16 protein-coding genes are annotated in these 22,587 nt (G+C 69.7%); 9 read left to right on the forward strand and 7 right to left on the reverse strand.

Translation table 11 applies throughout. The annotated features are described in order from the left end of the window. Nucleotides 1-37: 37 nt before the first annotated feature. Together VMT65_RS33080 and VMT65_RS33085 are read left to right on the forward strand one after the other, a co-directional pair. The gene (locus VMT65_RS33080) at nt 38-502 is read left to right on the forward strand and encodes a pyridoxamine 5'-phosphate oxidase family protein (RefSeq protein ID WP_326312586.1); all 465 of its coding nucleotides are present in this window, start codon (nt 38-40) and stop codon (nt 500-502) included. Between the two features lie 80 nt (nt 503-582). Then, nucleotides 583-2,895: a heavy metal translocating P-type ATPase gene (locus VMT65_RS33085; RefSeq protein WP_326312587.1), complete on the forward strand. Its 2,313-nt coding sequence runs from the start codon at nt 583-585 to the stop codon at nt 2,893-2,895. Here the strand turns inward: VMT65_RS33085 and mgtA are convergent. From mgtA to VMT65_RS33100, 3 genes are all read right to left on the reverse strand, one after another. Continuing rightward, nucleotides 2,879-5,500, reverse strand: a complete 2,622-nt coding sequence (gene mgtA, locus VMT65_RS33090; protein ID WP_326312634.1) for a magnesium-translocating P-type ATPase — start codon at nt 5,498-5,500, stop codon at nt 2,879-2,881. The genes VMT65_RS33085 and mgtA overlap by 17 nt on opposite strands. Nucleotides 5,501-5,769: 269 nt before the next feature. Beyond that, complete coding sequence (locus VMT65_RS33095) at nt 5,770-6,939, reverse strand: bifunctional aminoglycoside phosphotransferase/ATP-binding protein (protein ID WP_326312588.1); 1,170 nt, start codon at nt 6,937-6,939, stop codon at nt 5,770-5,772. 50 nt (nt 6,940-6,989) lie between these two features. Beyond that, entirely contained in the window at nt 6,990-7,901 is a 912-nt protein-coding gene (locus VMT65_RS33100) for a universal stress protein (RefSeq protein ID WP_326312589.1), read from the reverse strand. Between the two features lie 183 nt (nt 7,902-8,084). On the opposite strand from VMT65_RS33100, the gene VMT65_RS33105 reads away from it, so the two are divergent. Continuing rightward, entirely contained in the window at nt 8,085-9,017 is a 933-nt protein-coding gene (locus VMT65_RS33105; protein ID WP_326312590.1) for a 1-phosphofructokinase family hexose kinase, read from the forward strand. 3 nt (nt 9,018-9,020) lie between these two features. Here the strand turns inward: VMT65_RS33105 and VMT65_RS33110 are convergent, their stop codons facing one another. Together VMT65_RS33110 and VMT65_RS33115 are read right to left on the reverse strand one after the other, a co-directional pair. After that, nucleotides 9,021-9,665 carry a response regulator transcription factor gene (locus VMT65_RS33110; protein ID WP_326312591.1) on the reverse strand — a complete coding sequence of 215 codons (645 nt, stop codon included), beginning with the start codon at nt 9,663-9,665 and terminating at the stop codon, nt 9,021-9,023. A 137-nt stretch (nt 9,666-9,802) separates the two neighbouring features. Beyond that, nucleotides 9,803-10,798, reverse strand: a complete 996-nt coding sequence (locus VMT65_RS33115; RefSeq protein WP_326312592.1) for an Acg family FMN-binding oxidoreductase — start codon at nt 10,796-10,798, stop codon at nt 9,803-9,805. 146 nt (nt 10,799-10,944) lie between these two features. Between VMT65_RS33115 and otsB the strand changes: the two genes are divergently transcribed. Further along, a complete protein-coding gene (otsB, locus tag VMT65_RS33120; protein WP_326312593.1) occupies nt 10,945-14,922 on the forward strand; it encodes a trehalose-phosphatase in 3,978 nt (1,325 codons plus the stop codon). Nucleotides 14,923-15,013: 91 nt separating this feature from the next. On the opposite strand, the gene VMT65_RS33125 is transcribed toward otsB, so the two are convergent. Further along, nucleotides 15,014-15,208: a three-helix bundle dimerization domain-containing protein gene (locus VMT65_RS33125; protein ID WP_326312594.1), complete on the reverse strand. Its 195-nt coding sequence runs from the start codon at nt 15,206-15,208 to the stop codon at nt 15,014-15,016. Between the two features lie 5 nt (nt 15,209-15,213). Next, entirely contained in the window at nt 15,214-16,263 is a 1,050-nt protein-coding gene (locus VMT65_RS33130; RefSeq protein WP_326312595.1) for a zinc-dependent alcohol dehydrogenase family protein, read from the reverse strand. 226 nt (nt 16,264-16,489) lie between these two features. Between VMT65_RS33130 and VMT65_RS33135 the strand changes: the two genes are divergently transcribed. Genes VMT65_RS33135 through VMT65_RS33155 form a run of 5 tightly spaced genes read left to right on the forward strand, consistent with a single transcriptional unit; the run spans nt 16,490 to nt 22,575 of the window. After that, a complete protein-coding gene (locus VMT65_RS33135) occupies nt 16,490-17,413 on the forward strand; it encodes a universal stress protein (protein WP_326312596.1) in 924 nt (307 codons plus the stop codon). A gap of 45 nt (nt 17,414-17,458) precedes the next feature. Next, the gene (locus tag VMT65_RS33140) at nt 17,459-19,831 is read left to right on the forward strand and encodes a phosphoketolase family protein (RefSeq protein ID WP_326312597.1); all 2,373 of its coding nucleotides are present in this window, start codon (nt 17,459-17,461) and stop codon (nt 19,829-19,831) included. Nucleotides 19,832-19,838: 7 nt separating this feature from the next. Then, complete coding sequence (locus tag VMT65_RS33145; protein WP_326312598.1) at nt 19,839-20,885, forward strand: hypothetical protein; 1,047 nt, start codon at nt 19,839-19,841, stop codon at nt 20,883-20,885. Continuing rightward, the gene (locus VMT65_RS33150) at nt 20,882-21,616 is read left to right on the forward strand and encodes a DUF4389 domain-containing protein (protein ID WP_326312599.1); all 735 of its coding nucleotides are present in this window, start codon (nt 20,882-20,884) and stop codon (nt 21,614-21,616) included. The genes VMT65_RS33145 and VMT65_RS33150 overlap by 4 nt, the downstream gene beginning before the upstream one ends. A 35-nt stretch (nt 21,617-21,651) precedes the next feature. Then, nucleotides 21,652-22,575: a universal stress protein gene (locus tag VMT65_RS33155; protein ID WP_326312600.1), complete on the forward strand. Its 924-nt coding sequence runs from the start codon at nt 21,652-21,654 to the stop codon at nt 22,573-22,575. The last annotated feature ends 12 nt before the right edge of the window (nt 22,576-22,587 follow it).

The following is a 22,587-nucleotide window of genomic DNA, read 5'->3' on the forward strand; positions in this document are numbered from 1 at the left end:
GCCCGCTCGGCGCGCGCGATCTACGGGCGATGGCGCGGTGAGCGGCTTCCCCTCCGGCGACCTGGTCCGCGGCGTCGTGGATCTCTCGCGCGGTGAATCCCTACGCCTGCTGGCCAGCGTGCCTTTCGGTCGCGTGGTCTTCACCCGCGACGCCATGCCCGCGATCCGGCCGGTCAACCATTTCGTCGATGAGGGCGAAATAGTGATCGTACGAACGAGATTGACTTCCCGACTCACCTCCACCGTGCGGGCCGACCACCATGTCGTCGTCGCCTACGAGGCCGACGACATCGACAACGGCACCCAGCTCGGCTGGTCGGTCGTCGTCACCGGCATCGCCCGCACGGTCACCGACCCGGAACGGGTGGCGCGCTACGAGGCCCGCCTGCGCCCCTGGGTGGAGGGCGTCATGGATGCCGTCGTCGCCATCGAACCCACCCTGGTCACCGGGGTTCGACTGATCGAGAAGGGCGCACCGGACGCCCGCCCCGCCGCGAGCTGAACCGTGCCGGGGACGAAATCCCTTGTCTCGTTGGCTCTTCGGCCCTAACGGCGCGATCGCGGAGCGGCAATTCTCGGTACATGACAAGTGAGATCGCCGCGGCCTTGTCCGCCTTCCGGGATACCCTGCGACGCCGGATCTCTGGGCCCGTCGCACTCGTGACACTGACCGGTGTGCTCACCGCTATCGGGCTGGCACTGCGACCGGTGAGCCGGGAAATCGCCGACGGCCTATGGCTGGCGGCCACCGCCCTCGCGTTGCTGCCCGCGGTCTTATGGGTGTGGCACGACTTGCGCAAGGGTCGTTACGGCGCGGACCTTTTGGCCCTGCTGGCGCTGGCGGGGTCGGCCGCGGTTGGCGAGTATTTCGCCGGTGCGCTGATCGCGCTCATGGTCGCGACGGGCCGGGTCCTGGAGGCGTACGCGGCACGCCGCGCGGGCGCAGATCTGTCCGAGCTATTGCGACGCGCGCCCGCGCAGGTGCACCGCCGGACCGCCGACGGCGTCGAGACCGTGCGCGCGGATGCCGTCGCGGTCGGGGACACCGTGGTCGTGCTCCCCGGCGAGGTGGTTCCGGTCGACGGAATGCTTGCCACCCCTGGCGTTTTCGACGAGTCGGCGCTGACCGGCGAATCCGCGCCGGTGGTGCGGCGGGTGGGCACGCCCGTCCGCAGCGGGGTGGTGAATGCCGGTGCGGCGGTGGATATTCGCGCGACCGCCGTGGCGGAGGCGAGCACCTACGCCGGTATCACGGCCCTGGCGCGGCAGGCGGCCGCGGAGGTGGCCCCGGTCGCCCGACTCGCCGATCGGGTGGCGGTGTGGTTTCTGCCGCTGGCGCTCGGTGTCGCGGGCGCGGCCTGGGCCTTCAGCGGCAGCGCGGTACGCGCGGTCGCGGTCATCGTGACGGCCACCCCGTGCCCGCTGCTGCTGGCCGTACCGGTGGCCATTACCGCGGGCATGTCCCGGACGGCTCGCGCCGGTGTGGTGGTCAAGAACGGCGCGGCACTCGAAACGCTCGGGCGCGCCAGCACTTTGGTGATGGACAAGACCGGAACCGTCACCGTCGGCCGCCCGGAGGTCATTGATATTCGCACCGCACCCGGCGTGAGCACCGAGGACGTGCTGCGGCAGGCGGCCGCCGTGGAACACCTCTCGCCGCATGTCCTGGCCCATGCAGTGACGACCGCGGCGGCGCTGCGGGAAATCCCTATCGTGGTCGCGGACAACGTTTCCGAGATCCCGGGTGAAGGTGCCACGGGAACCGTTGCAGGAAAACGTATCCGGGTCGGCAAGCGGCCCGCCGACACCCCTCTCGCACCCTGGGTGGAAGCGGCGGCGCGCCAGGCCCGCCTGGATCTCGCCAGCATCGTCTGGGTGTGCGTCGATGAAATCCCGGTGGGCGCGTTGCTGGTTCGGGACCGGCTGCGCAACGATGCGGCCCGCACCATGCGCCGGCTGCGCGCGGCGGGTCTGCGTCGGCTGGTGCTGCTCACCGGTGATCGGGTCGAGAACGCCGCCGACGCGGCCTCGGCACTACAGTTGACCGAGGTGATCGCGGAGGCCGATCCCGCCGACAAGATCGCGGCCATCCGCGCGGAACGACAGGCGGCGGTGACGGTCATGGTCGGCGACGGCGTCAACGACGCCCCGGCGTTGGCGGCCGCGGATGTCGGAATCGCCTTGGGCGCACGGGGTTCGACGGCCGCTGTGCAGGCGGCCGACGCCGTTATCGTCGACGACCGCATCGACCGGCTCGCGGACGCCGTGGACATCGCCCAGCGTTCGCACCGGCTGGCCGTACAGAGCGCCGCCGCGGGCATGGCCATGTCATTGGCGGCCATGATCGCCGCCGCGACCGGGTACCTCGCGCCCAGCGTCGGCGCGCTGGTCCAGGAGGCCATCGACATCGCGGTCATTCTGAATGCCCTGCGCGCCTTGCGAACCGGGGCGCACGGCCGGGCCACGACCGCCATCGACCCGCTGGTCGCGCGCTTCGAACGCGAACACGACCGCATGCACACCGCGCGGGAATCGGTCCGCCAGGCCGCCGACGCTCTCGCCGACGGCCCCACCTCGCGTGCCGAGGACGCTGTGCGGCGCGCGGCCACGCTCCTCACCGAGCAGGTTCTCCCACACGAGCACGCCGAGGAGCATGAGCTCTACCCCGCCCTGTCCGGTTATCTGCGCGACCCGGAGGCCTTGGTCACCATGAGTCGTGAGCACACCGAGATCGAGCGGCTGATCGCGCGTCTCCACCGCCACCTCGACAGTGCCACCAGCGGCTTGCGGGCCGACCAGATCGACGACCTGCGAGCCACGCTCTACGGTCTGGACGCCATCCTGACACTGCATTTCGCCCAGGAGGACGAGGCCCTGTTCACCCTCGCCCGGTGATCGTGAAGCGGGCGGCGCGGCGGCGGACCCGATGGCCGGGGCGGCGGGGACGCTGGGCGGGGGTTTGCGGTTGGGCGCGGAAGAACCAGTGTTTGGCGGTCTCGGCCAGGGCCAGATAGACCACGATCATGAGGGTCAGCGCCAGGAAGAAGGTGCCGGGCAGGGGAGTGAAACCGAGGTCCCGGGCCAGTGGGGTCGAGGGCAGGAGTGCGCCGACACCGACCGCGGTCAGACCCGCCAGCAGCAGCGGGGTCGACGGGTGGCTGCGGAAGAAGGGGGTGCGGCGGGTGCGGATGACGAACAGCACCAGGGTCTGGGTGGCCAGCGATTCGACGAACCACGCGGTGTGGAAAAGGGTTTCGCCAGCGTGGAAGAGCCACAGCATGATTCCGAAGGTGGCGAAGTCGAACAGCGAGCTGATCGGCCCGAAGACGAGCATGAAGCGCTGGATCAGGCCGATGTCCCAGCGCGAGGGCCGGGCCAGTTGCTCGGCGTCGACGGTGTCGGTGGGTATGGCGAGCTGGCTGGCGTCGTAGAGCAGGTTGTTGAGCAGGATCTGCGAAGGCAGCATGGGCAGGAACGGCAGGAAGGCCGAGGCCCCGGCGGCGCTGAACATATTGCCGAAATTGCTCGAGGTGCCCATGAGGACGTACTTCATGGTGTTGGCGAAGACGCGGCGGCCCTGGGTGACACCATCGGCCAGCACGTGCAGATCCTTTTCCAGCAGCACCACATCCGCGGCGTCCTTGGCCACATCGGTGGCGGAGTCGACCGAGATGCCGACGTCGGCGGCGTGCAGGGCGAGCGCGTCGTTGACGCCGTCGCCCAGGAACGCGACATCCACGCCCAGCCCGCGCTGGGCGCGCACGATACGGGCCTTCTGCTCGGGGCCGACGCGGGCGAAAACCGTTGTGGTGGGCAGCTGTTCGGCGATCTGGGTATCGGTCATCCGCTCGAGATCCGCGCCGGTGAGCGCGCCGCCCGGCGGCAGCCCGAGTTGGGCGCACACCCGGGTGGCCACGGCCGGGTTGTCGCCGGTGATCACCTTGACCGCGATGCCGAGCGCGGTGAGGCGGTCGAGGGCGTCGCGGGCGGTGGTCTTCGGCGGGTCGAGGAATACCAGGAATCCGCGCAGGGTGAGCCCGGATTCGTCAGCGGCGGTGAGGGATTGGCTATCGGGCACGGTGCGGGAGGCGACCGCCACCACGCGGTGACCGGCCTCGAATTCCGCCCGCACGACGCGGGCGGCACCCTCGGGCGTGCTCGGGCAGCGCGAAAGCACTTCCTCGGGTGCCCCTTTGGTGATGATCGTCCGCTCCCCGTCGTGCTCCACCAGCACCGAGACCAAGCGGCGTTCATGATCGAAGGGCAGCACGGAGATTCGGGTGTAGTCGGCGACCATGTGCCGGGGTGCCGTCGGGGCGGCCCACAATGCCGTGTCCAGTGGATCGCCGCCCGCCAAGGTCTCGCCCTCGATGAGGGCATCGGTGCACACCAGGCCGAGCACGGCCGCCGCGTCGCAGGCCGCGCCGTCCGGGCCGATCGCCCGCATGAACTCGATGCGACCCTCGGTGAGGGTGCCGGTCTTGTCGGTGAACAAGACCTCCACATCGCCCAGATCCTCGATGCACACCAGCCTTTTCACCAGCACCTTCTGCCGTGCCAGCTGCCGCGATCCGGCGGCGAGGCTGGTGGAGACGACCGCGGGCAGCAACTGCGGTGAGATGCCGACCGCGATCGCCAGCGAGAACATCAGCGCGTCGAGCAGCGGCCGGTGCAAAAGCAGGTTCACCGCGAAGATCCCGACGGTCAGCGCGGCCGCCACCCGCACCAGCAGCATGGAGAAGCGCCGCAGCCCGACCTGGAATTCGGTCTCCGGCTCCCGATGCGCCAATCCCAGTGCGATCCGGCCGAATTCGGTGCGGCCGCCGGTGGCCACCACGACCCCGCGCCCGTTGCCGCCCGCGATCACCGTGCCCATCAGCACACAGCTGTCGAGTTCGGCCACCGCGGACCCGCTCGCCACCGGACCGACACTCTTTTCCACCGGCTCGGATTCACCGGTAAGCACGGACTCGTCGCAGTGCAGCCCGTTCACCGTGAGTAACCGGATATCGGCGGGAACCAGTTCCCCCGAACGCAATTCGACAACATCGCCGGGCACCAACTCGGCCAAATCCAACGGCCGCGTCGCCCCGTCGCGCCACACCACCACCCGATGCCGAATCCGTTCGTGCAGGGCGTCGGCGGCCCGCTCCGCGCGGTACTCGTTGAGCACGCCCAACCCCACCGACATGGCGACAATAACCCCGATCACGATGGCGTCGGTCCGCTCACCGAGAAAGAACGACACGATCGCGGTGCCCACCAACAACAGCAACAGCGGAGACCGCAACTGCCGCACCAACACCGGCAGTATGCGGGCCCGATGCGACCGCACCGCATTGGGCCCGTACCGCTGCAACCGGCGCTCACTCTCCTGCGTCGTGAGCCCATCCTCCGAAACGGCCAGGGCGGCCAGCACATCGGCCCCGGCCCGTGCAGCCGCGTCCTGCGCGGTGAGCATGCCCTCGGCGCTCGGGGTAGTCGGTGTGCCGGCCGCCATGCGGGTCATGGCCGACCCCACAGTCGTAGCGCGGCGGCCAGGGTGTCGGCGATCGGTGTGCCGGTGTCGATGTCGGTGGCACCGGGCCAGTCCGCCGCGGTGGCCGCCATGGCTGCGGCGATTTCGGGTGTCGCTTCGGAATCGCCGTGCGTGCGAGCAAATATGCGGGCGGTGGCGACCTGTGGCGGGCAGTGGCAGCGCAGGGCGAGGAGATCGCTGGCGGTATCGGCGGCGAGTGCGGCTGCGCGACGGCGGTATTCGTCGTCGGTCTAGCTGGCGTCGAGAATGACCGATCGGCCCAGTTCGAGTTCGGTCCGGGCGCGTTCGAGGAGTTGGTCGTAGACGAGTGCGCGGGCGGCGGGCCGGTAGGCGCCCGTGCCGTAGTGGCCGCCCTGGCCGGTGATCGTTCCGGCCGCGCGTAGTTCCGCGCGCACGGTGTCGCTGGAGATGACGCGTGCGCCGGTCGCGGCGGCCAATCGTGTTGCCACGGTGGATTTTCCGGTACCTGGCAGTCCGCCGACCAGGGCGAGCCGGACCGCGCCGCGCTCGAGATGCGCCACCGTGAGGTCCAGATGCCGCCGGGCGTGCTCGGCCGCGTCGGGATCACCCTGGGCGGCGCGAATGCGATCGGTCTTGGCGCGCACCAGCGATCGGTAGGCGATGTAGTGGTGGCGCAGCGAATCCGGGGGCTCGTCGCGAGCGACCTCGAGGTAGGCGTCGAGGAAGCCGGCGGCGAGGTCGGCGCGGCCGAGGAATTCGAGATCCATGGCCAGGAACGCGGCGTCGTCGAGGACGTCCACGGAACGGAGGGTGTCGTCGAAGTCGAGGCAGTCCAGGATTCGGAGACCGTCGGGGAGCGCGAAGATGTCCTCGGCCAGGAGATCTCCGTGGCCGTCGACAATGCGGCCGGCGTGGATTCGGGCGGTGAACAGCCGGTCGCGGCCGTCGAGGAATCGCATCGCCAGGCGATCGGCGCGGAGCAGCCGGTCGGGATCGATGGCCCCGGGTGGCTGTTCGGCCAGACTGTGCAGCAGAACCCGCCACCGGCGGCGCACCGCCGCGGCCGTGCCCTGCTGATCGATCGCGTCCCCGCGCAGGGCCGTGCGATGAAAGTCGGCGAGTGTCCGTGCCAGCGTCCGCAATTCGACGTCGGTCAGCGTGCCCGCGTCGAGCATGGCCGACAATCGCCGGTCCTCCGGCATTCGTCGCATGACCAGGATCGGTTCGCTCGGCCTGCCCGCCGGATCGGACAGGTGGGCTATGCCCACATATACGTCGGGTGCCAGCCGTCGATTGAGTTCGAGCTCGCGTCGGCACGCCCGTTCGCGCCGGTCCGCGGTGGAGAAATCGAGAAAGTCGGTGACGATGGGCTTCTTGGTCTTGTAGGCGCGATCGCCGTAGAGCACGACCACTCCCGAATGCGTTTCATGAACCCTCACGAATGGCGTGTACCCGAGGATATTTCGGGCAAGCGCCCGCTCCTCGACCCTCATCGCGCCACCGTCCGGGTGTCCTCGGCGGTGGCGGCCGCGCTCGGCCGATCCGGGACCACCAGCACCGGGCACGGCGCGTACCGGACCAGATCCTGGGTCACCGGGCCGAGGCGATCCGGGTGCCCGGGCTCGCTGTCGTGCGCCACGACGACGAGTCGTGCTGTCGTGGCGAAGGTTTCGACCGCGGAGACCAGGTCGCCCACGATCGTGACCGGGCGGACCGCGATATCGGGAAACGCCCGCAGACAGTGCTCGATCTGAGCGTCGGAGACCACCGCCGCGGGCGGATTCCACGCCGGTCCCGCCGACCACGAGCGACCATGCCAGATCCGCGCCACGGTCACCTCCCCGCCCCGCGTGCTCGCGGCCTCGAATCCGGCCCGCAGCGCGGCCGGGGCGGTGTTCCAGTCGTCGACGATCACCAATACCGAGCCGTGCTCGGCCCGGGGCTTGCGCACCAGCACCACCGGGCACGCGGCCGCCCGCGTCACCGCCAGCGCCGTCGAACCCAGCACCAGCTGCGACAGGAACCCGGCCCCCGAGCAGCCCAGCGCGAGCAGGCTCGCGGACCGTGATTGGTGAACCAGCACGTGTTCGGGCTGTCCGCGCACCACCAGCACATCGATGCCGAGACGCTCTGGCCCGTCGCCGCGCGGCAGCTCGGTGAGCACGGCCCGCCGGGCCCGTTCGAGGGACTCCTCGGCCTCCCGATACCGCAACCCACCCGGCTGGAACGCGGGTTTGTCGATCTCGGCGACCACCTGTATCAGTCGCAGCGGCACACCGCGTGCGAGGGCCTCACCGCCCGCCCAGACGGCCGCGCGCACGGCGGCCGGGGACCCGTCGATTCCGGCGACGACCGGCAGTGCGGGTCCGCCCGCACTGCTTCGAGATGCGTTGGTGTGCATGTCATTCAGCGTCTACCGCGACCTATGCGCGCGATAGGGGCCGCCCGCACGTACCGGTAGGGTCCTAAGGCCCGTCGAGGAGGGGCGCGCGGGCTCTGGCCACGATCGGAGCGCGTGCCGCACAGTGAGCGGTGCCGACCCACCGAGCCGCGGGTCGGCACCCATTCCATCCCGGGAGACGGCATGTCGATCGTGACGCTGACGATGAATCCGGCGATCGATATCGCCGCGACCGCGGAGCATATTCGCCCCACCGACAAGATCCGCTGTGCCGCACCGCGATTCGATCCGGGCGGCGGTGGCATCAATGTCGCGCGGACCGTCGGTGCGCTGGGCGAGCCGGTGACCGCGGTCATCCCCGCGGGCGGGCCGTCCGGCGCGCTGCTGGAACAACTGGTCGCCGACGCCGATGTCCCCGCCCGGCCGGTCCGGGTGGCCGGTGCGACCCGGGAGAGTCTGGCGGTGACCGACACCGGTACGGGCGAGCAGTTCCGCTTCGTCTTCCCCGGCCCCCGCCTCACCGCACCGGAAGTCCACCGCTGCCTGGCCGAATTGGAGCGCGCCGCGGTGGGCGCTCGGCTCGTGGTGGCCAGCGGCTCCCTGCCGCCCGGAGTGCCGGACGATTTCTATCAGACGGTGTCGGATCTCTTGGCCGATCGGAATATCGGCTTCGTGCTGGATGCCTCGGGCGCGCCCCTGCGGGCCATGCGGCGCGGAGTGCGTGTGCTCAAGCCCAGCGTGCGGGAGCTCGGCGAGTATGTCGGCCATCCGCTGGCGGACTCGGAAACCCGGCTCGCGGCGGTGCGCGAGGTCATCTCGGCCGGGGTCGCGGAGGCGGTCGTGCTGTCACTGGGCGGCGAGGGAGCGTTGGTTGCCACCGCCGAGGGCGCGGAATGGTTCGCGCCGGTGGAGGTGGCGGTGCGCAGCGGGATCGGGGCCGGTGACGCCATGGTCGGCGGCATCTGCGTGGGCCTGGTGCGCGGCTATGTCCTGGGCGACGCCGTCCGGCTCGGATTGGCTTCGGCGGCAGCGGCTTTGGAGACGCCCGGAACTCGGCCCGGGCGTCCGGCCCGAATCATGGAGCGATTCGAGACCGTCGCTCGGGCGCGGGCCTGACACTCAGCCGCGGGACTGGTCGCCGCGCAGTTTGGAGGCGTAGACCGCGGCCTGGGTGCGGCGTTCCATACCGAGCTTGGCGAGCAGGCGGGAGACGTAGTTCTTGACGGTCTTCTCGGCCAGGAACATGCGTTCGGCGATCTGCCGGTTGGTGAGGCCCTCGCCGAGCAGGTCGAGGAGTTTGCGTTCCTGTTCGGTGAGGCCCGCGAGGGGGCCGTCGGGTTCCGCGCTGCGGCGCAGCCGGTCCATCAGGGCGGCGGCGGCGCGGTTGTCCAGCAGGGAGCGGCCGGAGCCGACTTCCTTGACGGCCTTGGCCAGTTCCATGCCCTTGATGTCCTTCACCACGTAGCCGCTGGCACCGGCCAGGATGGCGTCCATCATGGCCTGTTCGTCGGTGAAGGAGGTGAGGATCAGGCAGCGCAGGCCGTCGTTGCGGGAGAGCAGGTCGCGGCAGAGTTCGATGCCATTGCCGTCGGGCAGGCGCACATCGAGGACGGCCACGTCGGGGCGGAGGGCGGGAATGCGGGCGAGAGCGTGCGCCACATCGCCCGACTCGCCGACGACCGTGAGTTCCGGGTCGCTTTCGAGCAGGTCGACAAGGCCGCGGCGGACGATCTCGTGATCGTCGACAAGAAATACCTTGATCATGGCCGGAATCCGATCAGAGAAGGGCTGTGAGGACAAACATAGCGCGCCGTGGGCACGGCAAATGGGGCCTAAGGTCCCGGAAACAAGTGCCCGCGGCGGTGACCTTGGGACACCGAAGGTCACCGTGGCGAACCGGGCTACCAGCGGGCGGGCGGCGGCACGGTACGCAGGATCTCCGCGAGCGGCAGACGCGGTGTCGGCGCGGGGTTCTCGCCCCCGGGCCCGGCGGCCCCGATCCGCACCATGACCTGGGGTTGGGCGTCGAGCCCGGTGAGGGTGCGCACGATGGCCCGGCTGCGCGGCACCTCGGTGATATGGGTGAGCGGACAGGTCGCGTACCCGGCCGCGGTGCTCTCCAACAGCACGTTCGACAGCGCTACACCGCACCGCACCAGGCCTTCGGGGGTATCGCGGTCGGTGGACAGCACCAGGATTCTCGAACGGTCGACCCCGAGTTCGGGACGGCGCGGCGATCCGACCACGGTCGGCAGGGAACGGCCGATGTCGACCCGCTCGCGTTCCTCGGCGGTGATCAGCGCGGCGGCGGGTATTCCGGCGGAGACGAAGGAATGCCCTGTCCACCAGTGCAATTCGGCTTGATAGGACGAGTCGTAGCGGCGCAGCGTGGCGGTCAGCCGGGAGGCGCGGGCCAATTCCGGCCGCGTGCTGTCGGGCAGGACGGTCAGTGTGGCGTCGGCCGGATCGACGACGGTGCGCAGGACGGTGTCGAATTCCGCCCAGCCGGGCGGTGTCTCGAACGGCAGCCGGTCGGTGTGGCGGTGTTCGATGGCCTGGGCGCGGTCGCGATCGGCGTCGGAGATCACCGCGGCCGGTTCGAAGGTCACATTCGCCAGGTGATCGCGTCGGGTCGGATTCGGGAAGTAGGCGACGCGGATGCGCCAGCCGTCCGCGGCCAGCGCGGCCCGCAGATGCCCCAGCGCGACACCGCAGCTGAGCAGCATCTGCCGCCCGGCGGTATCGGTGGCGGGCAGCAGCCGGGCGGGCACGGAGAACAGTCGCAGGGTGGTGCCGTCGAACTCCCAGCGCCAGGGCTGGCTGTTGTGCAGCGACGGTGCGCGCCCGGCCAGTCGCACCGCCCGTTCGATGACCTCACCGGTGGGTATGTCGCTCATATCCCCACGCTAGGCGGCGGTTTCGCGGCGGGGAGGGGTCCAAGGTCCCCGCTCGCGCGGACTCCGGACCCCGGCGGGTCGATATTGGATCGATTCGGGGACCTGTGGCCCTTGGGCTGCCCGGCCCGTCACTTCAGGCTCAGAGGGTGGAATGGGATGCGGCTGGGCCGCTGATCGATTCGCGGCGCTACGACGCTGTCCTCTTCGACATGGACGGGGTGGTCACCGACAGCGCGTCCATGCACGCGGCGGCGTGGACCGAACTGTTCGACGAATTTCTCGCGCTACGGCCCGCCGCACCGGGCGAGGATCACACGCCGTTCACCCCGGCCGACTACCTGCGCAGCGTGGACGGCAAGCCACGATACGACGGCGTGCGCGATTTCCTTGCCGCACGCGGTATTTCGCTGCCCGAAGGCGATCCCTCCGATCCACCGGGAATGGAGACGGTCTGCGCGCTCGGCAATCGCAAGGACCGGCTGTTCCTGGAACGCGTTGCCCGCGATGGAGTTCCGGTGTTCGACACCACCGTCGATCTTGTGCGTGCCCTGCAGGCCGCCGGAATCGGCACCGCGATCTTCTCGGCGAGCCGCAATTGCGCCGAGGTGCTGAGCGCGGCGGGGGTCTCCGAGCTGTTCCCGGTCCGGGTGGACGGCCTGGTGGCCGAGCGGCTGGGGCTGGCGGGCAAACCCGATCCGGCGATGCTGCTCGAGGCGGCCCGGCGATTGGGTGCCGCGCCCGAACGCGCTGTGGTGGTGGAGGATTCCGAAGCGGGGGTGCAGGCCGGACGCACCGGTGGTTTCGGACTGGTGATCGGGGTGAACCGGGGAGGGCACGCGGAAGCGCTGCGCGCGAGCGGAGCGGATGTCGTCGTGTCCGACGCGCGCGAGGTGCGGGTGAACGGCGGCTTCGAACGCATGTCGGCGCTGGCGAACGCGCTGGACTCCTGGGCGCGGCTCGGCGACCAGCTCGATACCGAGAAGATCGCGGTGCTCCTGGATTTCGACGGCACCCTGGCCGAGATCGTGCCGGATCCGGGCGCGGCCACGCTCTCCGAGGACACGGCGGCGGCGCTGCGGAGCCTGTCCGCGCAGTGCCCGGTCGCGATCATAAGCGGCCGCGAATTGGCGGATCTGCGTGCGCATGTCGGGGTGGACGGCATCTGGTACGCGGGCTGCCACGGCTTCGAGTTGCAGGCCCCGGACGGCAGCGTGCACCTGCACGAGGCCGCGCCGGAGGCCGAACGCGCCCTGGCCGAGGCCGCCGAGGGATTGCGCGCCGAGCTGGCCGGGGTGCCCGGAGTTCGGCTGGAGCACAAGCGATTCGCCGTCGCCGTGCACTACCGGCAGGTGCCCGAGGACCGGGTGGGCACGGTGGTGTCGGCCGCGCACGCGGCGGCCGGACGGCTGGGTCTGCGGGCCGGTGAGGGCCGCAAGGTGGTGGAATTGCGACCGGACCTGGACTGGGACAAGGGCACCGCGCTGCGCTGGATTCTCGACCATCTGACCGTCTCGGTGCTGCCGATCTATCTCGGTGACGATCTCACCGACGAGGACGCCTTCGACGCCGTCGCCTCCGACGGGCTGGGCATCGTGGTGTGCCACCGGGAATCCGGCGACCGGCGCACCGCGGCCCGGTACTCGCTCGGCGACCCGGACCAGGTGCGAGAATTCCTCGACGGCCTGGTCACCCTGCTGTACGCCGAACCCGATACGGCCGCCTCGGATTCCTGGCTGCTGACCTTCGACGGCTACGACCCGGCGCGGGAACGACTGCGCGAGGCGCTGTGCGCCGTCGGCAACGGCTATCTCGCCACGCGTGGCGCGGGACCGGAAAGCGTTGCCGGGCAGCACCATTACCCGGGAACCTATGTCGCCGGGGTGTACAACCGACTCTACGACGAGGTCGGCGGGCGCGGCGTCGACAATGAGAGCCTGGTCAATCTGCCCAACTGGCTGCCGGTGACCTTCCGGATCGACGGCAGCCCGTGGTTCGACCTCGACGCTGTCGAAATCCTGTCCTACCGCCAGCAATTCGACCTGCGTCGCGCCGTACTGATGCGCGAAATGCGGTTCCGGGACGCTGCCGGCCGGATTACCTCGGTACGGCAGCGCCGGTTCGCGGCCATGCACGATCCGCACCTGTGTGCGCTGGAAACCGTTGTCACCGCGGAGAACTGGTCCGGACGACTGGTGATGCGCTCGGTGCTGGATTGCACCGTGCGCAATACTCTGGTGGCCCGCTACCAGGGTTTGTCGGATCGGCATCTGCAGCCGGTGCTGGCGCGTGAACTGACGGCCGACTCGGTGCTGGCGACGGTGTGCACCAACCAGTCTCGGATTCCGGTGGCCATGGCCGCGCGGGACCGGCTGTACCAACAGAATGTATCCATCTGCCCGACAGGCGAATTGGTCGACCGCGCCGGTCTGATCGGACACGACCGCGCCGTCTCGATGACACCGGGCGACGAGGTCGCGCTGGAGAAGACCGTCCTCGTCGTCACCGGGCGCGATCACGGCGTCTCGGCACCGGACGAGGACGCGGCTCGCTGGCTGGTCGGCGTCGGACGGTTCGCGGAGCTGCTCGCCGCCCATACCGTCGCCTGGGATCAGCTGTGGGACCGGCTGCGGATCGACCTCGACGACGGCCCGCACGCGGTGCGGGTGCTGCGCCTGCACCTGCTGCACCTGATCCAGACGCTCTCGCCGCATACGGCGGACCTGGATGTCGGTGTGCCCGCTCGCGGTTTGAACGGGGAGGCGTATCGCGGGCACATCTTCTGGGACGAGCTGTTCGTCTTCCCGATCCTCAATCCGCGCTTCCCGTCGCTGACGCGGTCGCTGCTGCGGTATCGGTATCGCCGTCTGCCCGAGGCCCGGCGCAGTGCCGCCGCGGCCGGTCTGAGCGGGGCGGCCTTCCCGTGGCAGTCGGGCACCGACGGGCGCGAGGAAAGCCAGCGCATGCACCTGAATCCGCTGTCGGGACACTGGCATCCGGACCCGAGCTGGCGGGCCCGGCACATCGGCAGCGCGGTCGCCTACAACGTCTGGCAGTACTTCCAGGTGACCGGCGATATCGAATTCCTCACCGAGTACGGCGCGGAGATCCTGGTCGAGGTCGCGCGGTTCTGGGCGAGCGTGGCCGAATACGACCCCGCCGCCGACCGCTACCACCTGCGCGGCGTCATCGGGCCCGACGAATTCCACTCCGGCTATCCGCACGCGCCCCAGGACGGCGTCGACGACAACGCCTACACGAATGTCATGGCGGCGTGGACGATTCGGCGCGCCCAGGAGGCGCTGGCCCGGCTCGCACCGCGCGACCGGGCCCGGCTGCTCGAATCGCTCGGCGTCCAGGCCGAGGAGCCCACGCGCTGGGAAGCGGTGGGCCGCCGCCTTTTCGTGCCCTTCCACGACGGCGTGATCAGCCAGTTCGCCGGATACGATCAACTGGCGGAACTGGATTGGGACCACTACCACGAGGTCTATCCCGACATCGCCCGCCTGGACCGCATCCTCGAATCCGAGGGCGACGACATCAACCGCTACCGGGCGGGCAAACAGGCCGACGTCCTCATGCTGTTCTACCTGCTGTCCGCCGACGAATTGCGCGAGCTCCTCGCCCATCTCGGCTACGAGCTCCCCGGCGAGATGATCCCCCGCACCATCGACTACTACCTGGCCCGCACCTCCCACGGCTCCACCCTCAGCGCCCTGGTGCACGCCTGGGTGCTGGCCCGCGCCCACCGCGCCGACGCCATGACCTACTTCGACCGCGTCCTCGACTCGGATATCGCCGACATCCAGGGCGGCACCACCGAGGAGGGAATCCACCTCGCCGCCATGGCGGGCAGCATCGATCTGGTCCAACGCTGTTTCACCGGCCTCGAACTCCGCGCCGACCGCCTCATCCTCAACCCCCGCTGGCCCGCCGAACTCGGCCCCCTCACCTTCCCCGTCATCTACCGCGGCCACCGCCTGACCATCCGCATCACCACCACCGAGGTCGAGCTCCGCTCCGATCCCGGCAACGCCGCCCCCGTCGAAATCCATTGTGGTGAACGACAAGCCGCCCTCGCGCCGGGGCGCGTGATTCGCCTCGCGATAGATCCCAAGCCGCACTAGGAGGTGAGATCAATGGATATGAACCATGCGGTGGCGCACGGCCCCTCTCGAAGAGGGCCGTGCGCCGATGTTGTGTCGCGGGATTCGCCGGTTACGCCTGGGCCGCGAGGGCGAGGTTGGCGCGGCGTTCGATCAGCAGCGGCACGAAGTTGCGGACCGGGGCGTCGGCGAGGGCCTCGCGGGCGCTGGTAACGATGGCGACCACCGTGGTCGCGGGCACCTCGGGGTGGCGCTGGATCAGGCGTTCCAGGGCGAATTGGATCTGGGTGTCTTCGTCGTTTCGCATGGCGTTCAGTGCTCCGGGGCGGTGACGACGACCTTCAGGGCACCGGTCTGGTCGGCGTTGGCGAAGGTGTCGTAGGCGGTTTCGAATTCGGCCATGGGGTAGTGGTGGGTGATCATGGCGGCTGGGTCGAGGCGGCCGCTGGCGACCAGCTGGATCAGGCGCGGGGTGGAGTAGGTGTCGACCAGGCCGGTGGTGATGGTGAGGTCGCTGATCCAGATCTTCTCCAGATGCAGGGTGGCGGGCTTGCCGTGGACGCCGATATTGGCGACATGGCCGCCGGGACGCGCCAATTCGACCGCGGTTTCGAAGGTTTCGGGGATTCCGACTGCCTCGATGGTCACGTCCGCGCCGAGACCCGCGGTGAGGCGGTGCACGATGTCGAGGGGGTTGTCGCGACCGGCGTTGATGGTGACGTCCGCACCGAGTTTCGCGGCGGCCTGCAAGCGGGCGTCGGCGAGGTCGACGGCGACGATGTGGCCGGGGGAGTAGAGGCGGGCCGTGGCGATGGCGGCCAGGCCGATCGGGCCCGCGCCGACGATGACCACGGTGTCGCCCGGTTCGACGCGCCCGTTGAGCACGCCGACCTCGTAGCTGGTGGGCAGGATGTCGGCGAGCATGAGCATCTGCTCGTCGCTGATCGATTCCGGAATCGGGTGGGTGGAGGTGTCGGCGAACGGGACGCGCACGTATTCCGCCTGGGTGCCGTCGATCAGGTGACCGAAGATCCAGCCACCGCCGCCCAGACACTGGCCGTAGCGGCCCTCCCGGCAGAACCGGCACGCGCCGCAGGAACTGATGCAGGACAACAGCACCCGCTCCCCGACGCGGCGGGTGTGCACACCGGATCCGACCTCGACAATGGTGCCGACGGCCTCGTGACCGAGGATGCGGCCGGGGGTGAACTCGGGGACATCGCCCTTCATGATGTGCAGGTCGGTGCCGCAGATGGTGACCGCGTCGACCCGGACGATGGCGTCGGTGGGAGTCTGGATGATGGGGTCGGGGACCTCGTCCCAGGACTTCTGGCCCGGACCGTGAAAGACCATCGCGTGCATGGTGAATCCTCCTTTGTCGGTTCACCACGAACGCTAGAAGCGCAGGTCGGCGGGCCGCTGCGGTCGTAGGTCCCGAATCGAGGGGCCGTATGCGGGCAGGTTCGCGGCGGCGGTCTTTGGACCCTCACGGCGGTGACGATCGGCCGCAGTGCCCGACTCGCCGGGATTTCTACCGTGGGGGTGGCGGCTCGCCGAGCATGCCTGACCCTCACGCTGGGAGAAGACCATGACAGAGCGCGACTACGACGATCCGCACACCCTCGCCTCCGCGGAAGTGGTTGTGGGCGTGGATGGTTCGCCCGGCGCGGCGATCGCCCTGCGGTGGGCCGCGGACTACGCGGTGCGGCACGGGCGGGCCTTGCGGATCGTGAACGGGCTCAATCTCGCGGGGACGAGCAGTGCCGCCGGTCCCTATACGGTCATCACGCCGCAGATCATCGACATCGCGCGGGCCCAGGGTCGCTCGCTGCTGCGCCATGCCTCGGAATCGGTCCGGGCCAGCCATCCGGACTTGCGGATCACCACCCATATGACCGCCGACACCGCGGCGGCGCTGCTCATCGCCGAGAGCGCCGAGGCGAATACGGTGGTGCTCGGCGCGACCGGAAGCGTCGGCACCCTGGGGCATCTGGGTTCCACGCTGCTGGGCGTGACCGCCCACGCACAGGGGTCGGTGATCGTGGTGCGACCGGATCCGGAGGCGGACGGTGCCGTCCACGAGACCGGCCCGGTGGTGGTCGGCATCGACGGCAGCAAGGTCAGCGAGCCCGCCATCGCCGCGGCCTTCGCCGAGGCCTCCGAGCGCGGCGCGGAGCTGATCGCGGTCCATGTGTGGAGCGATTGGAACGCGGGCACTTTCGCGGGCCAGTTCCCCGAGCCCGGCCTGGACGAACTCGAGGGCGTCGAGGAGGCGCTGCTCGCCGAGCGACTGGCGGGCTGGCGCGAGAAGTACCCGGACGTGCCGGTTCAGCAGCGCGTCTATTTCACCTCCCCCTCGGCACAGCTGCTCGAGTGGTCCAAACACGCGCAACTGGTGGTCGTCGGCAACCGGGGCCGCGGCGGGTTCCTGGGCATGCTGCTGGGCTCCACCGCGTTTGCGCTGGTGCAGCACGGGCAGTGCCCCGTCATGGTCGTACACGCGGCCGAGTGAATCCGTCGAGCACAGGAGCGAGACGATGACCACAGGAGCGAGACGATGACGCAGACCTTGCCCGGCCGCTATCTCGGCGGCAGCGCCCTCGACGATCTGGACGCCTGGTGGCGTGCCGCGAACTATCTCGCCGCGGGCCAGATCTACCTGCTGGACAACCCGTTGCTGACCGAGCCGCTGCGGCCCGAACACATCAAGCCGCGCCTGATCGGGCACTGGGGCACGGTCCCGGGCGTGACCCTGACCTACGCGCATCTCAATCGGGTGATCGCACGGACCGGTCAGCGCATGATGTTCGTGCTCGGCCCCGGCCACGGCGCGGCGGCATTGACCGCCGCCACCTGGCTGGAGGGCACCTACTCGCTGCGTCACCCCGAGGTGAGTCAGGATCTGGCCGGGATGCGCGAACTGTTCCGGCAGTTCTCGTTTCCGGGCGGGGTGCCCAGCCACGCCGCACCGAACGTGCCCGGCTCGATTCACGAGGGCGGCGAACTGGGGTACTCGCTTGCCCATGCCACCGGGGCCGCGCTCGACAATCCGGATCTGGTGGTGGCCTGCATGATCGGTGACGGGGAAGCCGAAACGGCCGCGCTGTCGGCGAGTTGGACCGCGCCGATGTTCCTGGATCGGCTCAGCGACGGCACCGTGCTGCCGATTCTGCACCTCAATGGCTACAAGATCGCCAATCCGACGCTGTTGTCCCGCATGGCCCGCGAGGATCTGGACCGCATGCTCACCGCCTACGGCTGGGAGCCGATGTATGTGGAGGGCAACGACCCGTTCGAGGTACATCAGCGTTACGCGGCCGTCCTCGACGAGGCGTTCGAGCGGATCGCGGAGATTCGGGAGCACGCCCGGCTCGGGATGGGGCCGCGGGTGCCGTGTCGCCCGATGATCGTGCTCCGGACGCCCAAGGGGTGGACCGGGCCCGATGTCGTCGACGGGGTGCGGGTGGAGGGCACCTTCCGGGCACACCAGGTGCCGCTGACCAGCGTGCGGCAGAATCCCGAACACCTTGCGCAGCTGGAGAATTGGCTGCTGTCCTACCGCCCGAGCGAGCTGTTCCAGGACGACGGCCGTCCGGTCGACCGGATTGCCCGCCTGCATCCCGAACACCTACGGATGAGCGCCGATCCGAGCGCGCACGGCCACGACAGCGTCGATCTGAGGATGCCGAACGCCGGCGACTACACCGTCGGATTCGCCACGCCCGGAACCGAAGTCGCCGAGGCCACCCGTGTACTCGGCGGATTTCTGCGCGATGTGCTGGTCGAGAATCCGCGCAATATGCTGTTCTTCGCGCCCGACGAGCACACCTCCAATCGGCTCGATGCGGTGCTCGAGGTGACCGGTAGGCGCTGGCGGCTACCGCGTCTGGTCGGTGACGATCGGCTCTCGGCCGACGGGCGGGTCTTCGAGGTGCTGTCCGAGCATCTGTGCCAGGGCTGGCTGGAGGGTTATCTGCTCACCGGCCGTCACGGCGTGTTCTCCACCTACGAGGCCTTCGCCCACATCGTCGACTCCATGGTGGTGCAGCATGCCAAGTGGATGCACACGGCCGCCGAGTTCCCCTGGCGCACACCGATACCCAGCCTGAACTACCTGATCACCTCGCACGTGTGGCGGCAGGATCACAACGGCGCCTCTCATCAGGATCCCGGCTTCATCGACCATGTGCTGAACAAGCGGCCTGAGGTGAGCCGCGTCTATCTGCCGCCGGACGCCAACTGCCTGCTGCACGTGTTCGATCACTGCCTGCGCAGCCGCGGGCGCGTGAATGTCGTTGTGGCAGGCAAACAGCCCGCCTTGCAGTATCTCGACGACCGGTCGGCCCGCGAGCACTGCGCACGGGGGCTGGGCGTGTGGGAGTGGGCGAGCACCGATCAGGACCGGGCCACCGAGGTCGTCTTGGCCTGCGCCGGTGACGTTCCCACCCAGGAGACCCTCGTCGCCGCGGCCCTGCTGCGAGAACTGGTGCCGGACTTGGCCGTTCGCGTGGTGAACGTCGTCGACCTGGCCCGCCTGTTCCCGCCGGACCGCCACCCGCACGGCATCTCCGACGCGGATTACCGCGACATCTTCACCGACGCCCCGGTCATCTTCGCCTTCCACGGCTACCCCTGGCTCATCCACCGCATCGCCTACCGCCGCCCCGGCCACGACGTCATGCACGTCCACGGCTTCACCGACAACGGCACCACCACAACACCTTTCGACATGTGCGCCATGAACGGCATCGACCGCTTCGACCTGGCCGCCGCCGCCGTCGCCGAGGTCCCCCGCTTGGCAGGCAGCCTGGACGCCCTCACCGAAGAGTTGATGTCCCGCCTCGAAGTCGCCCGTGCCTACCTGCGCCGCGACGGCGAGGACCCGCCGGAGATCCAGCACTGGCGCTGGCCGGGCAGCCCGGTGAGCTGAGGACACGGTGGCCACGAGGTACCAGACGCCCGGAATCGGGTCGGCGGCAATGCTATTGGCCCTGCGGCTGCCGACTGGCTTGCCGCATTCGGTGGGGGAGTTGCGCTATGAGGGGCGTCGCTCGGGTCGGCACATCGCGTTGCCGGTGGGTTATGTACTCGACGGCGATACCGTGGTGATCCGGGTCGGCCACGCCGGGGCCAAGACGTGGTGGCGGAACTTCCGCTCACCGCGGGCGGCCTCGATCCGCATCGACGGTGCGTGGCGCGGCGGGCTCGCCGCGGTGGCGATGCCGGACACGCTCGCTCACGAACGCCTGGACGCCGTCTACCGCCGGGCGCATCCGCGCACGCCCGCCTCGGGGCGCGACCCGTATATGGTGATCGACCTCGCGACGACGACGCACCCCGCACACACCGACCGGGAATTCCGCCGCCGTTGGTTCACGACCGTGACGGCGGGAGAATTCCTCGGCTTTCTCGCGCCCGCCGTCGCCGGAGCCCTCACCGCGCACGCGAGTGCGGCGGTTGTCGCGGTCGCGATGTTGGCGGCCGGAGCCGTCGAGGGCGCGGTGCTGGGCCGGTTCCAGGCGGGGGTACTGCGGATGCGGCTGTCCCGGTTGCGGATTCGCGACTGGACGGCGGCCACGTCGGCCGGTGCCGTGGTGGCCTGGATGGTGGGCGTGCTGCCCATGCTCTACGGCGAGCAGTTCGGTTCCTGGCCCACCTGGGCGCAGGTTCCCGCGGCCGTCGCGGGCTCGCTGGTCATCGTCTTCTCCCTCGTCGTCGCCCAGTGGATGGTGTTGCACCGCTTCACCGATCGGGCGGGGCTGTGGATTCTCGCGAACGCGGCGGCGTGGGCCGCGGGTCTCGCGGGCTTCATGGTGGTCGCGCCGCCGCTGTGGCAGCCGGGTCAGCCGCCGTTCCTGGTCGCCGCGATCGGTGCGCTGGGCGGCGTGGTCATGGCGGCCGCGATGGCGTGGGTCACCGGCGCCTTTCAAACCCGGGTGCTCGCCGACGGGCACCTTGTCACTACCGAAGAGGAACCGAGATGAACCCCGAACCCGCCGTATATCCCGACGCCGCCACACCGGCCAGACCCCCAATCCGGGCGGTGCGCCTGCGCGGCGACCTGGACGAACCGCTCTCCCGCTGGCTGTGGCTGGTGAAATGGGTGCTGGCCATACCGCATTACGTGGTGCTGTTCTTCCTGTGGATCGCGTTCTGGGTGGTCACGGTGGTGGCGTGGTTCGCGATTCTGTTCACCGAGCGGTACCCGCGGTCCCTGTTCGACTTCAGCGTGGGCGTCATGCGCTGGTCGTGGCGTGTGCAGTTCTACACCTACGCCGCGCTGGGCACCGACCGCTATCCACCGTTCACGCTGCGGCCGGCGGACTATCCCGCGGATCTGGAAGTCGACTACCCGCAACGGCTTTCGCGTGGTCTGGTGCTGGTGAAGTGGTGGCTGTTGGCCATTCCGCACTACCTGATCCTGGCCGCCCTGCTCAGCGGCGGCGTGGTCCTGGGCGGGAATTCCGGTAATGGCAACGGCAACAACACGATTCCGCTGCTCGGCGTGCTGGTGCTCATCGCGGCCGTGGCGCTGCTGTTCACCGGCCGCTATCCGAGCGGGTTGTTCGGCTTCGTCGTCGGCGTCAACCGGTGGTTCTATCGAGTCCTGGCGTATTCGGCCCTGCTGACCGACGAGTACCCGCCCTTCCGGCTGGATCAAGGCGCGCGGGAGCCCGAGGCGGACGCGGAGCACCAGGTGAACCCGGCGCTATGAGCCCCTTCGACAAGCCCTCGGACTGGGAGAAAACAATGACAGAGCAGGAATACGACGAGCCGCACCGCCTGGTCTCGGCGGGTGTCGTCGTAGGCGTGGACGGGTCGCCCGGTTCGGATATCGCGGTGCGCTGGGCGGCCGGGTTCGCGCAGCGCCGCGGTCGGGATCTGCAGATCGTGCATGGACTGGACCTGATCGGCGCGGCCGGTAGGGTCGGACCGCACTCGGCCATCACCCCGGAGATCATCGACGCCGTGAAATCCAAGGGGCAGGCGGTGATTCGGCACGCGCGCAAGATCGTGCAGTTCGAGTACCCGCAGGTGCGGGTGACCGCGCACCTGTTCCAGGATGCGGCCGGCGGGCTGCTGATCGACCTGGCCGCGCGGGCCTACGCGGTGGTGCTCGGCGCGACCGGGAACGCCGGGACACTGGTGCATCTGGGTTCCACCCTCTTGTCCGTCACCGCGCACGCGCCGGGCGCCGTGATCGTCGTGCGCCCCGAGGGCCAGGACTCCACCGCCGTCCGGGACTCGGGCCCCGTCGTGGTCGGCGTGGATGGCAGCTCGATCAGCGAGCCCGCCATTGCCGCGGCCTTCGCCGAAGCCTCCGAGCGCGGCGCGGATCTCGTCGCCGTCCACGTCTGGAGTGACTGGAGCGCAGGCAAATTCGCCGGTGACCATCCCACCCCCATGCTCGACGACGTCGAAACCGTCGAGGAATCCGTCCTCGCCGAACGCCTCGCGGGCTGGCAGGAGAAGTACCCCGACGTGAAAGTCGTACGCCGCGTGTACCTCTCGTCACCAGCCGCCCAACTCCGCGAGTGGTCACAGGCGGCCCAACTGGTTGTGGTCGGCAACCGAGGCCGCGGGGGCTTCCTGGGCATGGTCCTCGGCTCCACCGCCCACTCCCTGGTCCAACACGCCCACTGCCCCGTCATGGTCGTCCACCCCGCCACCTGAGTGCGCGAACTC

It is taken from the genome of Nocardia sp. CDC153, from assembly GCF_035818515.1.
Taxonomy (GTDB): Bacteria; Actinomycetota; Actinomycetes; order Mycobacteriales; family Mycobacteriaceae; genus Nocardia.

Bases quoted from the DNA above. Each gene is read 5' to 3' on its own strand.
- VMT65_RS33155 (WP_326312600.1), top strand. From the start codon at position 21,652: ATGACAGAGCAGGAATACGACGAGCCGCACCGCCTGGTCTCGGCGGGT.
- VMT65_RS33115 (WP_326312592.1), bottom strand. From the start codon at position 10,798: ATGAGCGACATACCCACCGGTGAGGTCATCGAACGGGCGGTGCGACTG.
- VMT65_RS33140 (WP_326312597.1), top strand. From the start codon at position 17,459: ATGACGCAGACCTTGCCCGGCCGCTATCTCGGCGGCAGCGCCCTCGAC.
- VMT65_RS33110 (WP_326312591.1), bottom strand. From the start codon at position 9,665: ATGATCAAGGTATTTCTTGTCGACGATCACGAGATCGTCCGCCGCGGC.
- VMT65_RS33135 (WP_326312596.1), top strand. From the start codon at position 16,490: ATGACAGAGCGCGACTACGACGATCCGCACACCCTCGCCTCCGCGGAA.
- VMT65_RS33100 (WP_326312589.1), bottom strand. From the start codon at position 7,901: ATGCACACCAACGCATCTCGAAGCAGTGCGGGCGGACCCGCACTGCCG.
- mgtA (WP_326312634.1), bottom strand. From the start codon at position 5,500: ATGGCGGCCGGCACACCGACTACCCCGAGCGCCGAGGGCATGCTCACC.
- VMT65_RS33125 (WP_326312594.1), bottom strand. From the start codon at position 15,208: ATGCGAAACGACGAAGACACCCAGATCCAATTCGCCCTGGAACGCCTG.
- VMT65_RS33130 (WP_326312595.1), bottom strand. From the start codon at position 16,263: ATGCACGCGATGGTCTTTCACGGTCCGGGCCAGAAGTCCTGGGACGAG.
- VMT65_RS33105 (WP_326312590.1), top strand. From the start codon at position 8,085: ATGTCGATCGTGACGCTGACGATGAATCCGGCGATCGATATCGCCGCG.
- VMT65_RS33085 (WP_326312587.1), top strand. From the start codon at position 583: ATGACAAGTGAGATCGCCGCGGCCTTGTCCGCCTTCCGGGATACCCTG.
- VMT65_RS33150 (WP_326312599.1), top strand. From the start codon at position 20,882: ATGAACCCCGAACCCGCCGTATATCCCGACGCCGCCACACCGGCCAGA.